We start from the raw sequence: 21,869 nt of genomic DNA, 5'->3' as shown, positions 1-21,869 counted from the left end.
GCCCGGGAGGTAAATTCTTCCGGGCTTTTATTGCTTTATAATTTTCTAAATTCTTTTTGCAAACATTTAAGCATGTCCAGGTCCAAAGCTTCCGAGAAAATACGTACAATATGCACTAGTTTGCCGTTGTTGTAGAGCTCTCCCTGCTCGGCATCAAAAAGTTTACAAACTCCGTTGTATTTTATTTGTTTTATCCCGTTTTCAAACTCTTCCGGGTTAAAATGCCTGTCTATAACAAAATAGCCCTTGTGTTCTTCAAGCTGATCCATATAAAAATCAGGCTCCAATTCTTCCAAAATAAATGGTTTGCTCACTTTGGTTTTAACCTCTTCTTCGAAATGTAATTTGTCGGTAAATTCTACTTTATTTTTGGTCAGGCAATCCTGCAGTTTCACCAACTGGCTGTAATCCGGAAAATCTTTTATCCGAATTGCCGGATATTGTTTTCCGCCTGATTCAATCACTGCACTTGCAATGTTAATGTGTTCTAACAGGCATTCTTCGATAGTTGACGAAAAACAGATTAATTCCTCAAGAAAATAGAATTTTTTGGTGAAAAGGAAAATGGAGTTGGGTTTGGCCATTCGCGGAACCTGCCCGTAATAATCAGCATAAGGAGTGGAAGCTTCAGCAATATAAACGTTGTGGGGTGTGTTTAACGGAATTTGAACCAGCTTTTCGTATTTGTAGATTATTCCGTTTACATGTAAGGTATTTTTCATGGTGTTGATTTTAAATTGGTTGAGTTGATACGAAATACAAAAACCGTATTGATCATTACGATTAAGGTGGTTCAAATGTTATACTTTCTTCGAATTCATATCTAAAACGAAATGGATATTCACTTCCTCTATTTTAATCAATCAAAAGAACGAATGATCTGATTGAAGCATTTAATCTCACTTCAATGCTAGGGGTAAGTAGGTCTAAACATGACAAATGTTTAGTTTTAGAAATGTTGTTTTGATTATCATTGTAATGACTAATTGTTAAAATTTGGCTCATTTATTTGTCAAATTGAATTTTAAATATGTTGATTTTATGCATTTATATTAAAAAAGGGGCATAGTGAGTGAAAATAAAATGCAGGCAAGTGTAATTATAAACACAATTAGCTACCAGTTATTTTAAATGTAAAAGAATATAAGTTACGTTTTGTAAAAAGTTTTAAAAATGAACGTTGTCTTTTACATATTAACAGATCTTAGTTTGCTGAATAAAATTATCAATATTGAATAAAAGCATTAATACAAACAATTTAAATCGCATGAAAAAAATTTCTTTATTCTTAATTCTGTTTATTTCCGGGCATTTGCTGTTTGCCCAAAACGAGGTTGAAAAAGGTTTGGAAGCCATTACCATGGAGTCGATTAAAGGGCAGTTGGAGTTTCTTGCATCAGACTGGACCGAAGGCCGTGCTGTTGGAACCAAAGGAGCTTATATTGCTGCTGATTACATTGCATCGATGTTTAAAACTTACGGAGTTCAACCGTTTGGCGATGTGGCGTATACCCAGCCATCACGAAGCGAAAGAATGGCTGGTGTCCGACCTGAAGAATACCGGACTTATTACCAGAATTTTGGTCTGATTGAATATGAACCGGGAGACGAGCAGGTATTTTCAGTGGTAACCAGCAAACCGGGAAGCGAAAGTTCGATGGATTTTGTTTATCAGACCGATTTTTATGTGCAGACCGGAACGGTTGGCCAAAAAGTTCAGGCACCTTTGGTTTTTGCCGGTTATGGTTATGCCGATGGAAATAAAACCTACGACGATCTGAAAAAAATGGATGTTGCCGGTAAAATTGTAGTGATTTTAGAAGGCTACCCGGGACACAACGACACAACTTCAGTTGCTTACAAAAAGTTTAAACCGGAAGGACGTCGTGCAGAATATTATCTTGAACGCAATAAAATTACAGGACTACAGGATGCCGGTGCATTGGCAGTAATCCGGATCAGTCCCGATGCGAATCCGATGATGGGATGGGCACAAAACAATATTTACAGAGATAATGGTGGTTTTAACGAAAGCGACAAACGGCCAAATCCGTATTACGGAAACAGGATGTCGATGCCGGGAAAAGAACTGGGTGGAAACCTGTCAACTTTTACGGTTTCATCTCGGGTTGCTAACGAAATTCTATCGGGCACCGGTGTTGATATTGAAAAATTTGAAACCGAAGCAGCTAAAAATATGGTATCCGCATCGCAGGTACTGGCAGGCAAATCAGTTGCCTTTAAAACATCGGTAAACTCGAAAGTTGTTAACGCCCGAAATGTGGTAGGTTATATTGAAGGTAAAAATAAAGATGAGTTTATTGTGGTTGGTGGACATTACGATCACCTTGGAAAATGGGATGGTGTAATTTACAATGGTGCTGATGATAATGCCTCTGGAACGGTTGGTGTAATGGAAATTGCGAAAGCATTTATGGAAACGGGCGAGAAACCTGAAAAATCAGTTGTATTCGCAGCATGGACGGGCGAAGAGAAAGGTTTGTTTGGATCAACCTATTTTGTTCGCGATGCAAAAGAAAAGAATTTGAATGTTGTGTTGAACCTGAACTATGATATGATTGCCAGAAATCCGGAAGGCGATACTTTAAAGAATCAGGCACACATGGTTTATACCGAAGCCAACACGGTTATCGGTGAAACTACCAAAAAACATATTGCGGATTTCGATATCAATCTCGATCTTGAATTACGCCCGTCAGAACGTCCTGGAGGAGGTAGCGATCATGCTCCGTTTGCTGAGGAAGACATTCCTGTTTTCTATTTTATGGCGGCTATGCATCCTGATTATCACCAACCATCAGACGAGTTGAGCAAAATTAACTGGGAAAAAATGCAGAATATTATCAAAGTTGGATTTTTGAACACCTGGAAATTTGCCAACAGCGACGATTGGAAAAAAACTACAGTAAAACCTGAAGCTGAGTAAATATAGAGTGAATAAAATAGAAAAGGCTACCATTTGGTAGCCTTTTTTGTATGTAAAAACGAGGTGTCGTTTGTTGTAATCTTAACGTTTCTCTTTAACCAGCCATAAACACTGGTAAGCTTTTATTTTTTCCGAAGAGAATTTGGCTCCTGTGATCAAATCAAAACCGTATCCTTTTGGAATTTCAATTTTCTTTTCTTCGTCACATAAATTAATAACCACCAAAATGGTTTGTTCTTGCGTTTGCCTTTTTATCGCAAAAAAATCGTTGCCTAAATCAAGAACTTCCTGCGCTGCGTTTGGATGGAATGCAACTTGTTTTTTACGTAACAGAATGAGTTGTCGTAACGATTCAAATACTTTTTTCTGTGGGGAATCATTACTCAGCACTTCGTTCAATTCATTCAGTTGCCACTTTCTGCGGTTTATAGTGCGGTTGTGCTTTGTTTTTTCAACGCCTTCGTAATAATTCGGAGTGGCGGTTAAACTGTGAATGTAAAAGGCCGGAACACCTGCCAAACTCATCATACAAACCTGCGAAGCCAGAAATCTTTCTGCCTGCAGGCTGTCTTCGCCCTTGTGTGTGCCTTTAAGCGCATCAAAATAAGTAATGTTCAATTCGTACGGACTTTGGCTTCCATCAGGGTTCGATTTGTAGTTGACCAAACCGCCAAAACCTTTCATATTTTCCACCAAATTGTTTTTTTCGTCGTCGGGTAACAATCCTTCCAGCGGACGAACGCCAACTCCATCGTGTGATGCCGTAAAATTGAAAAATGTTTTATCGCCTTCGAGTTGTGGCAAACTTTTCGCCCAACTTGTCAGGTAACTTGAAGTACCGGTATGTAAAGCATGCAACAACAGGGGAGGGAGGCTAAACTGGTAAACCATGTGCGCTTCGTCGCCGTCGCCAAAATAGCTCAGGTTTTCCTTATTGGGCACATTGGTTTCGGTAAGAATTATCGTGTCAGGATTGATAAACTCAGCAACATCGCGCATCAGTTTAACTACCTCGTGTGTTTCAGGCAGGTGCAGACAAGTTGTTCCAACAACTTTCCACAAAAAGGCAATCGCATCGAGGCGAATAATTCGTGCTCCTTTGTTAATGTATCCGAGCAGAATATCCATCATCTCAACCAGCAAATCAGGATTTGAGAAGTTCAGATCTACCTGGTCGGCGCTAAAAGTTGTCCAAACGTGTTTGGTGCCGTTGGCAGTTTCGTAAGGCGTTAAAAGAGGCGTGTTGCGCGGACGGGTAACTTGCGAAAGGTCGGTTTCCGGATCTTCGGTAATAAAGTAGTCTTTACCCTTCCCGTGTTGTTTTAAAAAGTTTTTAAACCACTGGCTTTTACTCGAAGCATGATTAATTACTAAATCGGCCATCAGATCGTAATCGATCGTCAAATCCTCAATGTCGCGCCAGTCGCCCAGTTCCGGATTTACCTCCCTGAAATCAATCACCGAAAAACCATCGTCGCTGCTGTAAGGGAAAAAAGGTAAAATATGAACCACTGTTAACTGTTCGTTCAGCTTGTCATTTAAAAAAGCACGTAGCGTTTGCAATGGCTCTTCATCGGCGTTTTTTATGCTGTCGCCATAGGTAATCAATACCACGTCTTTTTCATTCCATTTATCGCCCTTTGACGAGTTGATTTGATACGATGAGATGACGTGTAATAAATCGGCAAGAATCGTATTATCAAACTTATCCTTGTAAATAAATTTAAGCCGACTCTCAATTTTTTTTATGAAAGAAGTATCGGGATTAATCATATTTTTCAGGTTTTTAAAGGATGTTGTTATCTGCTTCTACAATCTCATGAAACTCTTCTAAAATTTCGGGGAAGGCGCTCTGGACACGTTTCCAGCTTGGCATAAGTGGCACTGTGTCGGGATTGTTTAAATAATCAATGCCCGCCTGGTATACATTCTTTACAAACAAATCGATTACTTCCTCTTCTTTATGGAAGTCGTATGAAAGACCGTTCATTGCTGCATCAGCCTTGTAAAGTTCCACAAATTCCAACGCAATCCGGTAATATGTTGCTTTTAGGGTGCGGAAGAATTCCGGTGTTAGCGTAATTCCATCGGTAGCCAGTTTCCCAAAAATTGCCCGCGAAACGTCGCGACTCATTTTCGATAAACCTTTTTCTGCATCCTCGGCAGAAAGCGACTGATGTTTATGATCGTACCGGTCGGCAATTTCAACCTGACAGATCCGGTTTAACGAGTTGTTGCGTTCAACCTCGTTTAATATGCCAATTTCAAGCCCCCAATCGTAAGGAATACGAATGGTTTTAATAATATCGGCACGCATCGAAAATTCGCCTGCCAGCGGGTATCGAAAACTATCCAGATATTCCAGGTATGTATGGTGTCCGAGAAGTTTTTTCAGTGTGCGTAACAGCGGTGTAACCAGTAAACGTACGGCCCGGCCATGCAACTTTTCGTCGTCGGTTCTGAAATAGTAACCTTTACAATATTTAAAGTTAAACGATGGGTCGGCAACCGGGTAAACCAATCGTGCCAGCATTTCGCGGTTGTAGGTAACAATATCGGCATCGTGCAGAGCAATTGCTTCCGAACGTCCTGAGGCGATCATGTAACCAAAACAGAACCATACATTTCTCCCTTTTCCGGGAACTGAAGTAACAATGTTTTTCGATGCAAGTTTCTCTTTAAATTCCAGCATTCGTGGACCATCATTCCAAATCACCCTGTGGTGCTGTGGCAGTTCTGCAAAAAATTCAAGGGCATTTTTGTATTGATAATCATCCGCACGGTCTAAACCGATTACGATCTCCGAAACATACGGGATGTCTTTTAAAATAGAAACAATGTCTTTTAATGCCTGACGTGAAAGTTCTGAATATAAGGAAGGAATAATTAATCCAATGGGACGTTTTTTACTAAATTTTTCCAATTTTTGTTCCAGCTCTTCATAAGGTCTGGCACGTAAATTATGAAGTGTTGCTACAAATCCGTTCTGATAAAAATCTCCCATTTTCTACTATTTTTTGTGTGTCAAATAACTGATGTAAGGCGCCGCTTTTCCGACGACCTTTTAAATATAAAAAAACATTTGTTTTAATAGGTGCCCAAGCTATTTCGAATTAGTGCGATAGCCGGATAATTAACATGCGCCTTTCGTTCTATAACTCGCGCATGTACATACTTTTAATAATCGGTTCGAGTTTATCAGCAATAATTTTATGATCGAGCTTTTCTTTTAGCACTTTCAGGTTATGCATTACGACCTTGTTGCGGTACGGAATATCGGTAAGCAAGCGGTAAGCCGAGTCTACCAGCTCTTCCGTTACGCCACCGCCATCAATTGCCGGAAGATCAAAACCGTATTGCTCAATTTCCTGTTTGTAAACCTCGTATTTGTTGATCACCGCCGGCAATCCGTACGACATCATTTCCAGCAGGTTATTTCCAAAGCCTTCCACATCGCTGAAATAAGTTCCGAGTCCGCCATGAGCGGCAACAATTGAAGGTACTTCTGCAAATTTGTAAAACTTCCGGTCCACAATAATATCGCGGTGCGAAAGAATGTTGTGTTCGCCAAAAATCAATACCACATTGCTATTGGGATGTGCTTTGCAAAGTTCGGTGTAATGAACGTACAGATTGTTGAGGTACTGGTTTTGTTCGTCACCCGAATGACCACTTACAATAACGGCAACACATTTTTTCTCGCGGTTTTTGGTGAATTTCTTTTCCAGTGCAAAAGCCAGATCGATAGCCAGTTCGATTTTCTTTCGCGGAACAACACGGGTATGTTGCAGCAGAATTACCGTTTCATCCATGGTAAAACCCCGGCTTTCAACTTGCTGAACAAGGCCGATATCTTTCATAAACGAGTCGTTATAATTGTCTTGTACCGGGCAAATTAATTCTTCAGTTTTCGGATCAATGTGTTCCCAGTCCCATGGAATTTCGCAGGTGTTTGGCACAACCGTTGTACGAAGTTTAAAGAATTTCTCCAGTTTGCTGGCGTTGAGCTGTTCAAAAAGCCTTTTGCCCAAATCGATTTGCTGCTTGTTGATAAAGGCAATCGAATTTACAAAAGTAACTCCGGGCAGATATTTCAGATATTTCTGAATCACCTCGTTTGGATTTGAAAAAATATCGCGCTCGAAATACGAGTCGTGCCACCATACCATCAGTTTCGGCCAGATAATTCCTTCGGCACGTAATTCTTCAATGTAATAACCTAATCCTACTGCCGTAATAAAATTGTACGGGTGCGAGGTGTTGTGCGCAATAATCAGATCGATATCATTTTCATCAACCCACTCCTGAATAACTTTCTTGGCATACAGTGCATTTTCATGAATCAATTCATCCAACCCTTCGGTATCGGGATTATTGAAATTATTCAAAATGGTTTTGTGCGCCTCGCTTTTGTGCCAGAACACGTCGTTTGTTTGCGCATTAAAACGCGGCGATGAGTGCGCTGCCAAAAAGAAAAAGTTACCAATGTTTATGTCGAGGTGTTCCGACATGGCTTCAACTGTTTGGTCGATAACAATGGAAACTCCATCGTTTTTGCCAATTAAGGAATGGATAATTCCTACACGTAAATCGTTTAACTTCATTCGTTAATATTTTTAATTTTTAGCGGTAACTCATCCGCCAACTGGCGGATAATCATGTCATCGTGATTTAAAACATTTAACTGATGCTCGTTTCATCCTATAATTTTCAAAAGTTGTTTTAAATCGTTGATAATAAAATCGGGGAACATGCCTTTTACGCGCGGATCGTCTTCACGCAGGCGAAGTGAACGTTCGTCGCCGGCAAACAGCACAGTTCGTAAACCTGCCTTTGTAGCAGTGTAAACATCTTTCAGCATGTCGTTGCCCACAAATATTGTTTCCGATGGCTCGATATTATACTTGTTGTTTAATACCGGAATAAATTTGTCGAACAAAGCCGTATCGGGTTTTGCCCGCAGCTCTTTGAACGAGTACACCGAAAGGTCTTCCTCAAAAAGATCGATATGTTGATCGGTTGAAAATTCACCGGTCAGAAAATAATTCATGATTATGGGCGTGTAGAACTGCGCGTTGGAAACAATACCTATGGGGATACCCATATTTTTTATTTCCAACAGCACTTCTTTCATTCCCGGCATGGGGTAAACGCGGTTGCTTAGCAGTTCGAAAACAATTATTGTATCTGCCCAAGATTCGCTGCCGCCCAGTTTTAGTAATCCTTTGTTTTTGGCCGCTTCAAACATAGCTTTCCAAACCTCAAAAATATCGACATCGGGGTAGGGATGGCCTTTGGTTTTTAGCTTTTCGTGCTGCTTTTTAATCTGTTCCTGTAACTGGTCGAGCAGAAAACTGCAGGTTTCTTCCTTGCAACCCGATAAATCGAATCCTCCGGCTTCCATAGCTGCCCGCAAATTGTCTTTGTTCAGCGAAGCCTGATCGATATCGCCCGACGAAGAAATAAGCAAGGTGCCGTAGATATCGAAAATTACGGCCTTAATTTTTTCTTTCGAATCGGTTTTTAAGTTGGGGCAAAAAGTGGTGGGAACGGGTTGCAGTTTCTCTGAACTATCCAACCATTTTTTTATATCGTTTCTGAAGTTTAATTCCATATCCCTGCAGAGAGTAGTTGTTTTTGATAATTGTCTTGTTTTTTTCTACAATATGCGACGTTACGTCACTAAACAAAGTATTTAGGATGGGATTTTGTTCAAATAGCTTTTGTTTTTCTATCTTTTCGTTTAAAACTTCGGAGATGATCTCCATTTGCATTTTCAAATTCAGATCTTTAAAATCGGTTTTAATTCCGGGAATATTCAACTTGTAATATAGCGTCGGGAAGCTAAAACCATCGTCTTTGAAATCGCGGGTGATAAAATCAATATCGCGACCAACCACGGGTGTATCCAGCAACCAGGGTTCGAGATACACCATTCCAAAACCTTCTTTGTAACTTGTGGTAATACAGAAATCACTGCCTCGTAACAATTTTTCAAAGTTGACTTTCGTACCGGCTTCAAACACAATGTCAATCCCGTGATATGTGCAGAATTTCATCCATTGGTTATACATTTCAATTTCAACCGGATTTTGTGGCGGTTGTGTTACCGCAAAATTTGCCCTGTGCCGGAATAGTAACGATAACAGAATAAATTCACCAATATTTTTTCGTTGAATTACACGAACCGGGTACGTTACCAAAAGTTTGTCGGCATCGATATTCAACTCTTCACAAACGGCTTGTTTGGCCTCCGATTTTTCAGGCAAATCTTCCGATGTATTAAAGGTTACCGGATTTGGGAGCCATTCAATACGGTCTTCTGTTACTCCAAGTTCTTTTATACGATCAAAGTCAAACGAATTTAGCACACCAAAGTGATAGTTGGGCAACTTTGGATACAACACCTCGTTGATATCCTGCAGAAAAATATCATAGATAATTTCTTCCAGAAATGAATAATTGCTGGGGCGGTCTTCGGCAAAATCGTGGGCGTGGTTAAACACCTTGACACCTTCTTTTGCCAGCAAATAAACCGCATAAGTAACAATCGGATTTTTACCGAGATTCAGGTTGTGAAAATGTAAAACTGTATCAGGAGAAAGGTGCATGCTAATTGCACCGTGTATTTTATGCAACATTTCCTTTGCTTCCTGCTCGGTGTATTGCCGGCGATCAAGATAATCCAACTCGGGGATAATATGCAGCCCGGCATTTTTTGATGTTATTGTACTGGCATCGGGGCAGGAGCCCACCAAAACTTTTATCTCTTCGCCTTGCAGGCTGTCTATTTGCGATTCAATAATCCTGGTAACTCCACCGGGATTTAAATGACTATGTGCGATTACTACTGGCATGTTGTAAGTTTATGTATAAAATTAGGAAATCGTTGGGAAAATGTTTCCAAGAATCTATATTTATGGAAATATTAACTAAAACCTAAAACCTATGAGAAAAATAGTAACATTATTGTTATTGGCAATCACTTCGTTTGTTTATGCACAGGATTTATCGTATCGTCTGGAAGAACTAACCGCTCCCGATTTTATTAAAGCTGTTGAAAAGAGTTCAAAAACCTGCATTATTCCTATTGGCGTAATGGAAAAACATGGCGCCCAACTGCCATTGGGTACCGACCTTTATTTGTCGCGCGAATATTCACTTAGGGCTGCCGAACAGGAATATACAGTAGTTTTTCCGTGGTATTATTTTAGCCAGATAAACGAGGCCCGTCATCAGCCCGGTACAATTTCGTATTCGCCCGAACTGATATGGAAAATGTTACAGGAAACATTGGACGAACTACATCGCAATGGTTTTGAAAAAATCATAATCGTAAACGGCCACGGTGGAAACAATGCATTTCTGAATTATTTTGGAATGGCACAACTCTCTGAACCGCGGGGTTACTCACTGTATTGGTTTCGACCGGAAGATAGCAAAGAGGTTAATGAAAAAGCTGAAGCTTTAACACGACACGATCCGTATGATGCACATGCCGGAAACAGTGAAACTTCGGCAATGGTTGCTGCACAACCCGATGTGGTGCATGTTGAGCGGGCCAAACAGCAATCGGGTGTTAATCAGGACAGGATGAAAGAATTAAAATATGTTTACACCGGAATTTGGTGGTATGCCAGTTATCCGAATCATTATGGCGGTGAAGCCTGGGATGCCAATGCCGAAGCCGGAGAATTGTGGATCAATCATACCGTAGATCAATTGGTTGAAATGATTAAGCTGGTGAAAGCCGATACAGTTGTACCTGCTTTGCAGGAGCAGTTCTTTAAGGAAGCGGCTGATCCGCTAAAGACGAAACAATAAAAGAAAGCTATTAGCCACGAGCGTTGAGCTACGAGCAAAAAGATTTCATTCCGGAAGGAGTGAAATCTTTTTTTGTTTCTAATCTTCAACATATTCCAAAATATCGCCTGGTTGACAATCCAGCGCCTCGCAAATAGCTTCAAGCGTACTAAAACGAACTGCTTTGGCTTTCCCTGTTTTTAGTATCGAAAGGTTGGCCAGTGTTATGTTTACTTTTTCTGAAAGTTCGTTAAGCGACATTTTTCGCCGGGCCATCATTACATCAAGATTTACAATTATAGGCATAGCTTAAACGGTTAAATCATTTTCTGACTGCAACTCAACTCCGCGTTTAAATATTTGCGAAATAATAAATACCAGGCCGGCCATAAACAGATACGGACCATGACTCCAGGAATCATTTAATTCACCTGCTTTTTCTCCTAGCCAGGCAAAAAATCCTCCAGCAGAAATTGATAAAATCCAAATTATAAAAAGAAGATAACTTATTCGTTCTAATCTTTCGATAACTTCCATATTAAATGGATTGGTCAATTGTATTCTTTTTAATAATCTCAACACCAATATCCAAATTGTGATATTTAAGAGACTAACTGACATTACTAATACAATTACGAGCGTTAAATATCCAGGATTCGTTTCTAATAAATTGAACCAATCTGGGATAAAAAACAAATTTGAAAGTGGTATACCTCTGATAAGGAAGGATAATCCCATTAAACCAATACCAACTAGTTTTAGAAAATACCAGGTAATTGATAGGTACACCAAAAATTTCATTACAGCCAGCACTTGTTGGGTTCGGGTTAGTTCTTTGTTTTTCATTGTGAGATATTTAATTTGTAGACGAAAATAAATAAATAATTATCGAAAAACAATAAATAAAAGTTTTAAATCAATAAATATTTATTGATTGGTACTGTTTGGATGATAAATACGCTATTAATTACATGTGTTATATTTCAATAGTTAGTAGCCTATACTTTCTTAATTCAGACAAATTTATCTTTACTTTACAGCCTCAAAAGAAAGAAGAAAAGTTATGGCGAAGAAAAGGGTAAATGTGGTAACCATGGGATGTTCGAAAAACCTGGTTGATTCGGAGGTTTTGCTGAACCAGTTGCAGAAGGGAAAGTTTGAAGTGTTGCACGATTCAAACGAAACCAATTTTGATGCAGTATTTGTAAATACCTGTGGTTTTATACACGATGCCAAACAGGAATCGATTGATATGATTCTGGATTATGCGGAGGCTAAAAAACGTGGCGAAATCGACAAACTTTACGTTATGGGTTGTCTCTCGGAACGTTACCACAACGAGCTGCAGGAAGAACTGCCCGAAGTTGACAAGTACTTTGGTAAGTTTGATATGAAAGCCATGGTTGAAGAGCTAAAAGTTACCTATGCGCCCGAATACATTTACGAGCGTAAAATCACCACGCCATCGCATTTTGCGTACCTAAAAATTTCGGAAGGTTGTAACCGCTCGTGTTCGTTTTGTGCCATCCCGAAAATGACGGGCCGACACCAATCGCGCACCATCGAAAGCCTTGTGATGGAAGCACGTTACCTTGCCAAAAAAGGAGTGAAGGAGTTGTTGCTGATCGCCCAGGATCTTTCGTATTACGGAATTGATTTGTACGGTAAAAACCAACTGGCAGAGTTGATTACCAAAGTTTCGGAAGTGGAAGGAATTGAATGGATTCGTTTGCATTATTTGTATCCAACCAAATTCCCGATGGAGATTTTGCCGGTAATGCGCGAAAACCCGAAAGTGTGCAAATACCTCGATATGCCATTGCAGCACATTTCAAATCGCGTGCTGAAAAATATGTTGCGCCATGTTACCCGCGAAGAAACTGAGGCTTTAATCGCCAAAATAAAAGAAGAAGTACCGGAAGTGGTTATTCGTACAACAATGCTTGTTGGATTCCCGGGCGAAACAGAGGAAGATTTTGAAGAGTTGAAAGAATTCGTTCAGGAGCAGAAATTTGGCCGATTGGGTGTTTTCCCTTATTCGGACGAAGATGGTACGTATGCGGCCAGAAATTTTGAAGATACGCTGGATCAAGAAACAAAACAGGAGCGTGCCGACGAAATAATGGAAGTGCAGCAATACATTTCAGCCGAACTCAACCAACAAAAAATAGGGAAGGAGTTCGATGTTATTATCGACCGAAAAGAGAGCGATTACTACGTTGGACGTACCGAGTTTGATTCGCCGGAAGTTGATGGAGAAGTATACATCACTGCTGACGAGGAAATAAAAAACGGCACCATTGTTAAAGTGAAAATAACAGGTGCCGAAGATTATGACTTGTACGGAGAACTCGTTTAAACTGCGTTATAGTTTTTTCATCTCCATTTCATTTATTTCTTTACCCCAGTTCGGATGAAGCGGTGATTCCGGTTCGAATTTGTCGAATTTCTCTTTTGCGGTTTCAAAATGAGGGCGGGCAACTTCTGCACCGCCGCCAAATTGTTCGGGCATATTAAACAAGGTAATTGCGCGTAAATAGTAACTTCTTGGATTTTCCGGATTTAGTGCAATTGCTTTGTCGAGCGCTGCATTCATTTTAGGCATGTATTCCATTCCTCGTGTCATCGGATCTACCGTAATTCGCGATGGATATAGAAATGCCTGTAGCGAATACAATTCCGATTCGTTGGGTGCAATTTTAAATGCATTGTCAAGAAATTGCTGCGCTTTATCCAGGGAAGGATCTTTCTTGTTAACGTCCTGATCGATGTAACTTATCACGATAATTGAATAGGATGCATAGTACAAAGGCAACCATTCTTTGGTTTCCGTCATGCTGATACGTTCAAAAGTATTTGCTGCCTCCTGAAAATTGGCAACTGTTTCCGAGCTTTTCATTTTTTCGAGAGCGGCAGTCATCGCTGTCTCGTAATTTTTTCCCTGTGCTGCGGCAGTTAAAACTACCAGACTGAAAATAAGCGTTAATAAAGTTTTCATGTGATTCATTTTTAAGTTTATAATTGAAATGATAGTAGAAATACAATGAGTCGTTTTTGCCCGGGTACGATTGGTTGTGATTGATAAACTCCATTGTTGTCGGGCGTTTGTGCGTAGTTGTATCCAAATACATTTTTAAATCCCAAGGCGTTGTTTACAATTACATGAGCTACGGTTTGCGTGTTGAAAAGGTAAAACAAGTGCGTAAATCCGAAACTTAAATCGTTGTAGGTTTTGGTTTTGCCAGCCATAAATTCAGGAGTATTTGGATTATTGTACGGACGTCCGCTGGCAAAAGTGTAGGAGCCCGAAATAAAGGAATTGATCTTTGTAAAATACTGCTTGTAAACCACTGAAAGGTTATGTTTCGAAACGTAGTGAGGTGTTACTTTTACCGGATAATCACGGTAGTTTCTTTTTGAATCGATCCACGAATACGAAATCCAGTAATCGGCTTTCCCAAACTGCTTTTGGTCGCGCCAAAAAACATCGATCCCTCTTGAATAACCACTTCCTGTATTGTTGTAATTTCCGGGTTCAACAGAAAATTCTTCATCAAATTTTACCAGGTCGGAATAGTTTTTATTGTAGGCTTCAATACGTAAGGTGCGGCTGTCTTTTTTATACTGCCAGGTTAGAATGGAGTGTGTTGATGTTTCAGGTGCCAGCTCGTCGGTGAATTTCAAATAATCATCATTCGGATTCTGAAAGAACTTTCCGTAAGCAGCCGAAAGCTGGCTGCTTTTGCCTGTTTTTACCGCTGCTGAAAGACGCGGAGTAACATTTATTTCATTGATAAGCGAATTGTATTCGGTTCGAAGGCCTGCTTTCAGTGCAAAGCTTTTTGTTACTTTCCACTCCGATTCGGCAAAACCAGCAAAAAGATTATTATCGAATGAAAGGTTGAAATTCCCGTCCATATCAATGTCCTGGTCGTATTTATAAACCAAAGCTTCAGCGCCGAAGGTTGTAGTTACATCTTTAACAGAATAATTGGATAATGTAAGTTTCAGCTGGCTGCTGTTTCGCGAAGTAGCGATATTGTCTGAATTGATATCCATATTTTCGCGGTCGATGTTAACGGCAATGCCTGTTTGTATCATCCAATCGTCATTTAGCATTTCGTTGTATGTGGTGTTCGAATACAGATTCTTGTTCCCCAATGAAACTTCCTGGGATGTCAACTGCTCAATGTTATCGTACAGTAAGCTGCTAGTGTCGTAGTTAAAACTGGCAAAAGATTTAAGCATTCCTGTTTCACTGGTTTTGTGTCGGAATAGCATTGTTGAACCAACAATGACTGGAACTTTTAACCATTCAACATTTTGCTTAAAGATCTTGTTCGTAAGTGCTGTGTTCAGGTATTCTCCACTGATTGACAACGATGTATTTTCCCATCTTTTAGCATGCGATCCTTGTAACCCGACTGATAAAACTGAAATACTTGATTTTGTTTCCGGCTCCAGAGCAACGGTATTTAAGGCCACAATCGAGGAAAGTGCCTGTCCGTATTCGGCCGAATAACCTCCGGTGCTAAACACCGAACCATTAAAGAGGATGGGGGAGAACCGGCCCCGTGTTGGCAGATCGGGCATTTTTGAATAATAAGGTGTATTTACCAGCATGCCATCCATAAAAGTTTTGGTTTCGTAGCTTTCGCCTCCACGAACAAAAAGTCGTCCCTCTTCGCCCACTGTATGCGAACCGGGTAATTTGCCAAAAGCACCAAAAATGTCGCCATTGGCGCCTGCTGTAAGCGCCACATCAAGCGGTTTTAAAACCACCGATTTCTTTTTGTCGCTGGCCTCAAAAGTACCGGCGTTGATTATAACTTCGTCGAGTTCGCTGATTTCTTCAATCAGTACGATTTTTAGGTCTGAAATATTACTCGAAAGGTTTAACTGTTCACCATAAGTTTCAAATCCAACACAACTGGCAACAAGTGTCTGTTCTCCGCTTGTTTCGGTTTTAAACGAGAATACACCTAGGCTATCGCTTGTTGTCCCGTCGTAAGTTCCCTGTATAAAAATATTCACCCCGGTAATCGGGCTTCCGGTTTCCGATTGTACTACTCCTGAAATTTCTACCTGAGCGTGAGCAAACAAAATCAGAAATTGAAAGAGTATTATTAGACGAGTTTTCATGGTTTTTTCTGTTTTATTGTTTTCATACTTCAAATATCTTTCAGAAAAAGGAGGGACAGAAATAAAAGAATACAGTTGGTTAGCTTTAACCCACGAACGGGAGTAATACAAGTACGAACCGGAAAACGGTTTTTGAGGGTGAAGTTAGAATGAAGTGGAGGCTTTTATTTTGATGGCTAGGATCAGAAATGAAAATAGCCGCTCCTTAGGAACGGCTATTTTTAGGATACTATATTTTCGTTTGAAATGCTAATCGTAAACGCGAATGATCTCTCCGGTTCGCAGGCCTTCCACACTTCGCTCATAGCCTTTGGCTACTTTCTGCATCGAAACTGGAGTGTGCCCTGGGAATGCATTTCCAAGTCGTTCTGCCGAGTCTTCAACCAGTTCGGGCGAAACCACATTTAAACGAAATTCATTTCGCTGTTCCTGCGAGACAGCAAGTACAAAACCGTGGATAGCATTATTTGCCATTGCCGAGTTGGTTGCACCGTACACCGGATCGTCGGCCAAGACGCCTGTTGTTAAAGTAATCGATCCTCCTTCATTGAGGTAGTGTCTGCCAATCCGAACAATGTTTACCTGGCCCATTAGTTTGCCTCTTAATCCAACATAAAAGTCCTCTTCCGAGAGTTCGGCAAAAGGCCCCCATTTTGTAGCTCCGGCACAATTTACAATGGCATCAACTTTACCGATCTGATCAAACATATTCTTTATCGATTCCGAATTTTCCATATCAACCTGCACATCGCCTTTATTTCGGCTGGCAGTTATTACCTCGTGCTTTTTCTTAAAATGGTTGGCTACGGCGCTTCCAATTGTGCCTTGCCCTCCAATAACTACTATCTTCATAAATTCAATATTTATTTACCGTTTAACAGCTTAAACCGGCGGTTGTTTAATTCCGCTAACTGTTTCTAAAATACAATAAAAGAGAAAAGCCAGACTTGCGAAAGCCTGACTTCTTAAATTGGAATATAGGAAAATTAATGTAGTGCTAAATTCAGGGGTGTTCTATTTAATTGATGTTTTCATAGTTAAAAGTGTGATCTTAAAAGATTCTACGGATTGATAATCGTTGCTGTATCAACAGCCTGAAAGAATACAGATGGTTTCCCGTTTTTAAATGTCCAGGTATGCGTGGCATTGGCTTTAAAACGTTTGCCAGTAGCTTTCCATACACCGGTATAATAACCTTCCATAACTATTTTATAACCACCATCAATAAAATCGTGAATTTCAATATTGAATTCGTCGTAATTGTCTGGTATTTTGGAAAGTACACTCTGAACAATAGCTTCGGCTCCAACAAAAGTTCCATCGCCGTCTATGAATGGAAACCCTTTGCACTCGTGCCACACAATTTTCTCATCCCAAAGTGCAAGAACACCTTCAATATTACCTTCAGCAAATAGTTTATACCCTTCTTTTAACAGATCTAAATTGCTCATGATTATCCTAATTTATCGAACTTTCATTACAAGACGGGCCATTTCAACACCGCGCATATCTCGTGTTTTTAGTGCTTTCTGGACAGCCAGCGAAGTCATTACATCCATTTCTCCACCATCACCTTCCCAGTGGTTGGCAAGCTGCTCAAAGTCTTTATACATACTGTAGGTTATATGTGAGCCAACTGCCTGGCTACCTGCCGGAAGAATTACCCGTAATAGTCCCCATGCGCCTTTTTGCCCATTGTCGACCATTTGTTGATGCCATGGTTTAAATAGCTCGTCCTCCACTTTTTCGTAACTATCATGTTCTTGTTTCATAATATCAAAAACAATCAAGGTGCCAATTTCCATCTCAAAATCACCACTTGTATTGTTTATTTCGGTGGTGAAAACCTGGTGAGCAATATCGCGCGATTTTACGGTTTTTTCCATCATGGCATCCCGGTCACTTTGACTCATATCCGGATAGGCATTTTGTACGTATTGCTGAAATTTATCACCGGGTATTCCTTCAAGCATTGCTGCCAGAGTACTATAAAGTGTGACGGTAAAGTACTGCGATCCCTGCTCGGTTCCGCGTGGCATCATGGCCCAAAGATCCCAGCCTATAATGTTGTTATCTGCAATTCTTTGTTGGTGGATTTTCGACCAAAACTCTTCAACCTGCTGATAGTCGTCCTCCATTTCATCCGATACGGACATAAATTCCATCAGAATATACAGACGATCATTTTCTTGCTGAGCAAAGAGAATAGCTGTGCTTAAAAGCATAAAAACGATTAAAAAGACAAGCTTTTTCATAATGTTAATTTTTAATTAGTTAGAATTATTAAGATGTTTTAAAAAGCACAGCGAACTTTCCGAAATAGAATTCCCGGATTTATTGTTTTGCATTTTGTAAGTTGTGGAGATCAAACAATTCTTATGGATTCTTTTAATGAATCTGGTGTCTTTCATATGCTAATTGTTCGATAAGTATTAACAAGTTAGTGTATTTTGAAAATACAATACAAATAACTCCTTTATTATTTTTCGAATTTAAATTGTAATTTACATAATTTGGGTTTAGTAGTCGACTCTAAGATGGTGTATAGGAGAAATTATAATTAACAGTAATACATTGTTTGATTTATCTTGAAATCCTGTCTTAGAAGGAATTGTAGCACATGGGAGTGATGCCTCATGGCACTATTTTTAATTATTTTAGGTTAAAATCAGTTTAATATAAAATTTAATCGAATTAATGACCATTTTGTTCGAAAGTCGATCCTGAATCAATCAATAAATTTTTGTTACAATCAAAAAGAATAAATCATATGCTTTTAAACTGTGCAAAAAACGAAACCTGTAGGTTGTAATTGGTGTAAAAATATACCGGAAAGAAAGCTATTGTACTTAAAGAAATTCGTGAAATTTTAAGATTAAAAGAGTTAAACTAAATTGTTATGCCAGTAAAAAAACTTAAAGCATTTCTTGATGAAAACGATGTAAAGTACGTTGTAATCAGACATTCAAGGGCCTTTACTGCTCAGGAAATCGCAGCAAAAAGTCACATTTCGGGTAAGGAGTTTGCAAAAACTGTGATTGTAAATGTAGATGGGAAAATGGCAATGACAGTACTTCCTGCTTCGTATCAGGTTGATTTTGAACTGTTGAAAGAAATCTTCGGAACACCACATGTTAGTTTGGCAAGCGAAGCTGAATTTCACCGTTTTTTCCCCGACTGCGAAATAGGAGCGATGCCGCCATTTGGCAATCTTTACGACATGGAGGTTTTTGTGGCCGAAACGCTTGCTGAAGATGAAGAAATTGCATTTAATGCAGGTACCCACACCGAGATGATTAAAATGAGCTATGCCGATTTTGAACGTCTGGTTGAACCACGGATATTTAAATTTTCGTGGAAAACAGTTTCTATGCCCGGCGATCCAAGCGAACGATGGGCATTTGAATAAACAAAAAAAGGATTTCTGAAGCAGAAATCCTTTTTTTATATAGCGTAAGCAGTTTTTCTTACATCAGGAAGCTCAACAAAATACCAGCTGCTACTGCCGAACCAATAACACCCGAAACGTTTGGTGCCATAGCGTGCATTAACAAGTGGTTCGTTGGGTCTTCTTTTAATCCCATACCTTGAACAACCCTTGCACTGTCAGGCACTGCAGATACACCGGCTGCTCCAATCATTGGATTGATCTTGTTCTCTTTTTTCAGGAACAGGTTCATGATTTTAGCACCAGCAACACCACCAGCTGTCGCAATTACGAAAGAAGCTGCACCAAGACCGAAGATCTTAATTGAAGCCGGAGTAAGGAATACGTCGGCTTGTGTTGAAGCTCCTACAGTAATACCAAGCAAAATTGTAATGGCATCGATAAGTGGGTTAGCTGCAGTATTTGCCAAACGTTTTGTTACACCCGATTCTTTTAGCAAGTTACCAAAGAATAACATACCAATAAGTGGTAATGCTGATGGTGCAATGTATGCAGTAAGAATCAGACCAATAATTGGGAACAGTACTTTCTCCGTTTTAGAAACCGCGCGTGGAGGTTTCATCCTGATAAGACGTTCTCTTTTAGAAGTCATCAGTCGGATTACCGGCGGTTGAATAACCGGAACAAGTGCCATATACGAATAAGCTGCAATCGCGATAGGGCCAATCAGGTTTTTCACTGTGGTTCCGTCGGGCAGAACATTTAATCCGTTCGCCAGTTTCGATGAAATAAAGATCGCTGTAGGACCGTCGGCACCACCAATAATACCAATTGCGCCGGCTTCAGGTGCGGCAAATCCCAAATAAATCGCTCCAAGGAACGTAAGGAAAATACCAATCTGCGCAGCGGCACCCAGTAACATTAGTTTTGGATTCGAGATCAGTGACGAAAAGTCTGTCATTGCACCAATACCAAGGAAAATAAGTGGAGGATACCATCCCTGAACCACACCCTGGTAAAGGATGTTAAGTACCGAACCAGGCTCGTAAACTCCTAGTTTCAGGTTAAAATCAGCTACCTGGAACATTGGAATGTTACCAATTAAAATACCAAATCCGATAGGGATTAAAAGCATCGGCTCGAAATCGTACTTAATAGCCAGGTAAAGGAAAACAAATCCTACAATCATCATGATGATGTTTCCCCAGGCTATGTTGGCAAATCCCGAAAATTCGTAGAAGTTAAACAAACCGGCCACCGCGCCGCTGTAGCGTTTATAAATATATCCGTCTCCCGACAGGTTACCGTCGGCGTCAATTTTAAGAACGCGGTTAGGTAATTTTACCTGAAGGGTTGTAACGTTATAACCTCCCTGTTGATTCAGATCTCTATTCGTGCGCAACTCAGTAATTGGAACGGTATTGAAATGCAACTCAACTTCGTCTCCAATAACTTCGTAACGTCCTGAATATCGCTGTTTTGCTGAGTCAAGAAGAAATCCTCCGTCGGTTTCAAATGTAAACGTTTTGTAACGTTTTACTGTGGTTGGATCCTCCTTTTGATCAGGTTCTCCTTCTTTATAAGTTGGAATTGGTACATATCCGTCGGAATGATTTATCCATTTCCCCTTTGTAATTACATCGCTGAGTTTTTCCGGCTGACCACCAGCATATACTGAGGGCGCAAGAAAAATCAATACGAATAATAATTGAACTATTTTTCTCATGTCAGCAATGTATTGTTTAAGCAATTTCTATTAACAGATCATCTTGCAACACGCTGTCGCCCACATTAACTTTAATGGCAGTAACTTCTCCGGCTTTTGTAGTTTGAACCTGATTTTCCATTTTCATGGCTTCCATAACCATCAGGTTTTGGCCTTCAGTTACAACGTCGCCAACAGTTACATTAATTTTCAAAATTGTACCTGGTAGTGGTGCTGTTACTTTGTGTTTTCCGGTTGATTGAGTTTTCTTGATCTGACCTTCTCCAGGCATTTTTTCAACCGGTTTCCGAATCAGTTTCGGCGTTTTTGAAGTTTTTACTTCTCCGTGAATTTGTACTTCGTAAATGGTTCCGTTTACATCTAATTCTGCAACATTGTCTTCAATGTCTTTTAAATGAACGTCGTATTCGTTACCACTGATTGTGAATTTATATTTTTTCATTGTATTCTTTTTTTACACTTTGTATTCAGAATTATTTATCGCGGCCAGTTGTTTTGTACACTGTAAATTTTAGAACTCCATGGAGAGTACGATTTTCTTACCTTTTTAATGGTAACAATATTACTTTCTTCATCGTGAAGTTCGTTAAAGTACATGTGTAGTGCCAAACTGATGGCAGCAGTAACGTTACCTTCGATGTTATAATCATCTTCGGCTGTTTCCGGCTCGCCTTTTTGCTTTCTTTTTTTCAGTTTTTCTTTGTTGAATTTCATGTTAATCAATTTTGGTGCGTTGTTAAATACAATAACCAAAACTGTTAACGATGCAAAAACGATCAAGAACCCAACAATTGCAACTGTGAATCCAAACTGAACAGAACTAGCTAATAGGATTGATAATGGTTCCATAATTTGTTCTGTTT

At 39.8% G+C, this 21,869-nt stretch carries 20 protein-coding genes; 4 read left to right on the top strand and 16 right to left on the bottom strand.

The window, feature by feature from the left end:
* Positions 1-35: 35 nt before the first annotated feature.
* On the bottom strand, positions 36-722 hold the full coding sequence (locus tag G4420_RS17575; RefSeq protein WP_163325241.1) for a hypothetical protein: 687 nt from the start codon (positions 720-722) through the stop codon (positions 36-38).
* Between the two features lie 545 nt (positions 723-1,267).
* Here G4420_RS17575 and G4420_RS17570 point away from each other — a divergent pair.
* Positions 1,268-2,947 carry a M20/M25/M40 family metallo-hydrolase gene (locus G4420_RS17570; RefSeq protein WP_163325240.1) on the top strand — a complete coding sequence of 560 codons (1,680 nt, stop codon included), beginning with the start codon at positions 1,268-1,270 and terminating at the stop codon, positions 2,945-2,947.
* A gap of 81 nt (positions 2,948-3,028) precedes the next feature.
* On the opposite strand, the gene G4420_RS17565 is transcribed toward G4420_RS17570, so the two are convergent.
* The 5 genes from G4420_RS17565 to G4420_RS17545 all read right to left on the bottom strand — a co-directional run bounded on the left by G4420_RS17565 (position 3,029) and on the right by G4420_RS17545 (position 9,804).
* Positions 3,029-4,720: an alpha-amylase family glycosyl hydrolase gene (locus tag G4420_RS17565; protein ID WP_163325239.1), complete on the bottom strand. Its 1,692-nt coding sequence runs from the start codon at positions 4,718-4,720 to the stop codon at positions 3,029-3,031.
* Positions 4,721-4,733: 13 nt separating this feature from the next.
* On the bottom strand, positions 4,734-5,951 hold the full coding sequence (locus G4420_RS17560; RefSeq protein ID WP_163325238.1) for a glycosyltransferase family protein: 1,218 nt from the start codon (positions 5,949-5,951) through the stop codon (positions 4,734-4,736).
* Positions 5,952-6,099: 148 nt separating this feature from the next.
* Complete coding sequence (locus tag G4420_RS17555) at positions 6,100-7,551, bottom strand: glycosyltransferase family protein (RefSeq protein WP_163325237.1); 1,452 nt, start codon at positions 7,549-7,551, stop codon at positions 6,100-6,102.
* 92 nt (positions 7,552-7,643) lie between these two features.
* Complete coding sequence (locus tag G4420_RS17550) at positions 7,644-8,561, bottom strand: HAD family hydrolase (protein WP_163325236.1); 918 nt, start codon at positions 8,559-8,561, stop codon at positions 7,644-7,646.
* Positions 8,518-9,804: a glycosyltransferase family protein gene (locus tag G4420_RS17545; RefSeq protein ID WP_163325235.1), complete on the bottom strand. Its 1,287-nt coding sequence runs from the start codon at positions 9,802-9,804 to the stop codon at positions 8,518-8,520. Before G4420_RS17545 ends, G4420_RS17550 begins: the two co-directional genes overlap by 44 nt.
* 91 nt (positions 9,805-9,895) lie before the next feature.
* On the opposite strand from G4420_RS17545, the gene G4420_RS17540 reads away from it, so the two are divergent.
* Entirely contained in the window at positions 9,896-10,771 is an 876-nt protein-coding gene (locus tag G4420_RS17540; protein WP_163325234.1) for a creatininase family protein, read from the top strand.
* Between the two features lie 78 nt (positions 10,772-10,849).
* Here the strand turns inward: G4420_RS17540 and G4420_RS17535 are convergent, their stop codons facing one another.
* Together G4420_RS17535 and G4420_RS17530 are read right to left on the bottom strand one after the other, a co-directional pair.
* Positions 10,850-11,056: a helix-turn-helix domain-containing protein gene (locus tag G4420_RS17535; protein WP_163325233.1), complete on the bottom strand. Its 207-nt coding sequence runs from the start codon at positions 11,054-11,056 to the stop codon at positions 10,850-10,852.
* A gap of 3 nt (positions 11,057-11,059) precedes the next feature.
* Positions 11,060-11,596, bottom strand: a complete 537-nt coding sequence (locus G4420_RS17530; RefSeq protein ID WP_163325232.1) for a DUF2975 domain-containing protein — start codon at positions 11,594-11,596, stop codon at positions 11,060-11,062.
* A 217-nt stretch (positions 11,597-11,813) separates the two neighbouring features.
* On the opposite strand from G4420_RS17530, the gene rimO reads away from it, so the two are divergent.
* The gene (rimO, locus tag G4420_RS17525) at positions 11,814-13,109 is read left to right on the top strand and encodes a 30S ribosomal protein S12 methylthiotransferase RimO (RefSeq protein ID WP_163325231.1); all 1,296 of its coding nucleotides are present in this window, start codon (positions 11,814-11,816) and stop codon (positions 13,107-13,109) included.
* Between the two features lie 6 nt (positions 13,110-13,115).
* Here rimO and G4420_RS17520 read toward each other — a convergent pair whose 3' ends face one another.
* From G4420_RS17520 to G4420_RS17500, 5 genes are all read right to left on the bottom strand, one after another.
* A complete protein-coding gene (locus G4420_RS17520) occupies positions 13,116-13,748 on the bottom strand; it encodes a tetratricopeptide repeat protein (protein ID WP_163325230.1) in 633 nt (210 codons plus the stop codon).
* A 17-nt stretch (positions 13,749-13,765) separates the two neighbouring features.
* Positions 13,766-15,892 carry a TonB-dependent receptor gene (locus tag G4420_RS17515; protein ID WP_163325229.1) on the bottom strand — a complete coding sequence of 709 codons (2,127 nt, stop codon included), beginning with the start codon at positions 15,890-15,892 and terminating at the stop codon, positions 13,766-13,768.
* A gap of 249 nt (positions 15,893-16,141) precedes the next feature.
* Positions 16,142-16,744 (bottom strand): short chain dehydrogenase, encoded by a 603-nt coding sequence (locus G4420_RS17510; RefSeq protein WP_163325228.1) that lies wholly within the window; start codon positions 16,742-16,744, stop codon positions 16,142-16,144.
* A 209-nt stretch (positions 16,745-16,953) separates the two neighbouring features.
* Entirely contained in the window at positions 16,954-17,343 is a 390-nt protein-coding gene (locus tag G4420_RS17505; RefSeq protein WP_163325227.1) for a nuclear transport factor 2 family protein, read from the bottom strand.
* Between the two features lie 12 nt (positions 17,344-17,355).
* A complete protein-coding gene (locus G4420_RS17500) occupies positions 17,356-18,147 on the bottom strand; it encodes a hypothetical protein (RefSeq protein ID WP_163325226.1) in 792 nt (263 codons plus the stop codon).
* A gap of 644 nt (positions 18,148-18,791) precedes the next feature.
* On the opposite strand from G4420_RS17500, the gene G4420_RS17495 reads away from it, so the two are divergent.
* Positions 18,792-19,301, top strand: a complete 510-nt coding sequence (locus tag G4420_RS17495; protein WP_163325225.1) for an aminoacyl-tRNA deacylase — start codon at positions 18,792-18,794, stop codon at positions 19,299-19,301.
* 58 nt (positions 19,302-19,359) lie between these two features.
* On the opposite strand, the gene G4420_RS17490 is transcribed toward G4420_RS17495, so the two are convergent.
* Genes G4420_RS17490 through G4420_RS17480 form a run of 3 tightly spaced genes read right to left on the bottom strand, consistent with a single transcriptional unit; the run spans position 19,360 to position 21,855 of the window.
* On the bottom strand, positions 19,360-21,006 hold the full coding sequence (locus tag G4420_RS17490) for a sodium ion-translocating decarboxylase subunit beta (RefSeq protein ID WP_246241679.1): 1,647 nt from the start codon (positions 21,004-21,006) through the stop codon (positions 19,360-19,362).
* A gap of 16 nt (positions 21,007-21,022) precedes the next feature.
* Positions 21,023-21,448 carry a biotin/lipoyl-containing protein gene (locus tag G4420_RS17485; protein WP_163325224.1) on the bottom strand — a complete coding sequence of 142 codons (426 nt, stop codon included), beginning with the start codon at positions 21,446-21,448 and terminating at the stop codon, positions 21,023-21,025.
* Positions 21,449-21,483: 35 nt separating this feature from the next.
* Positions 21,484-21,855 carry an OadG family protein gene (locus G4420_RS17480; protein WP_163325223.1) on the bottom strand — a complete coding sequence of 124 codons (372 nt, stop codon included), beginning with the start codon at positions 21,853-21,855 and terminating at the stop codon, positions 21,484-21,486.
* Between the last annotated feature and the right edge of the window lie 14 nt (positions 21,856-21,869).

Origin of the sequence: Draconibacterium mangrovi (genome assembly GCF_010586825.1) — a bacterium.
In the GTDB taxonomy this organism is placed as follows: Bacteria; Bacteroidota; Bacteroidia; order Bacteroidales; family Prolixibacteraceae; genus Draconibacterium; species Draconibacterium mangrovi.
The sequence above is the reverse complement of the archived record's forward strand: the minus strand, read 5'-3'. Positions and strand labels throughout refer to the sequence as shown.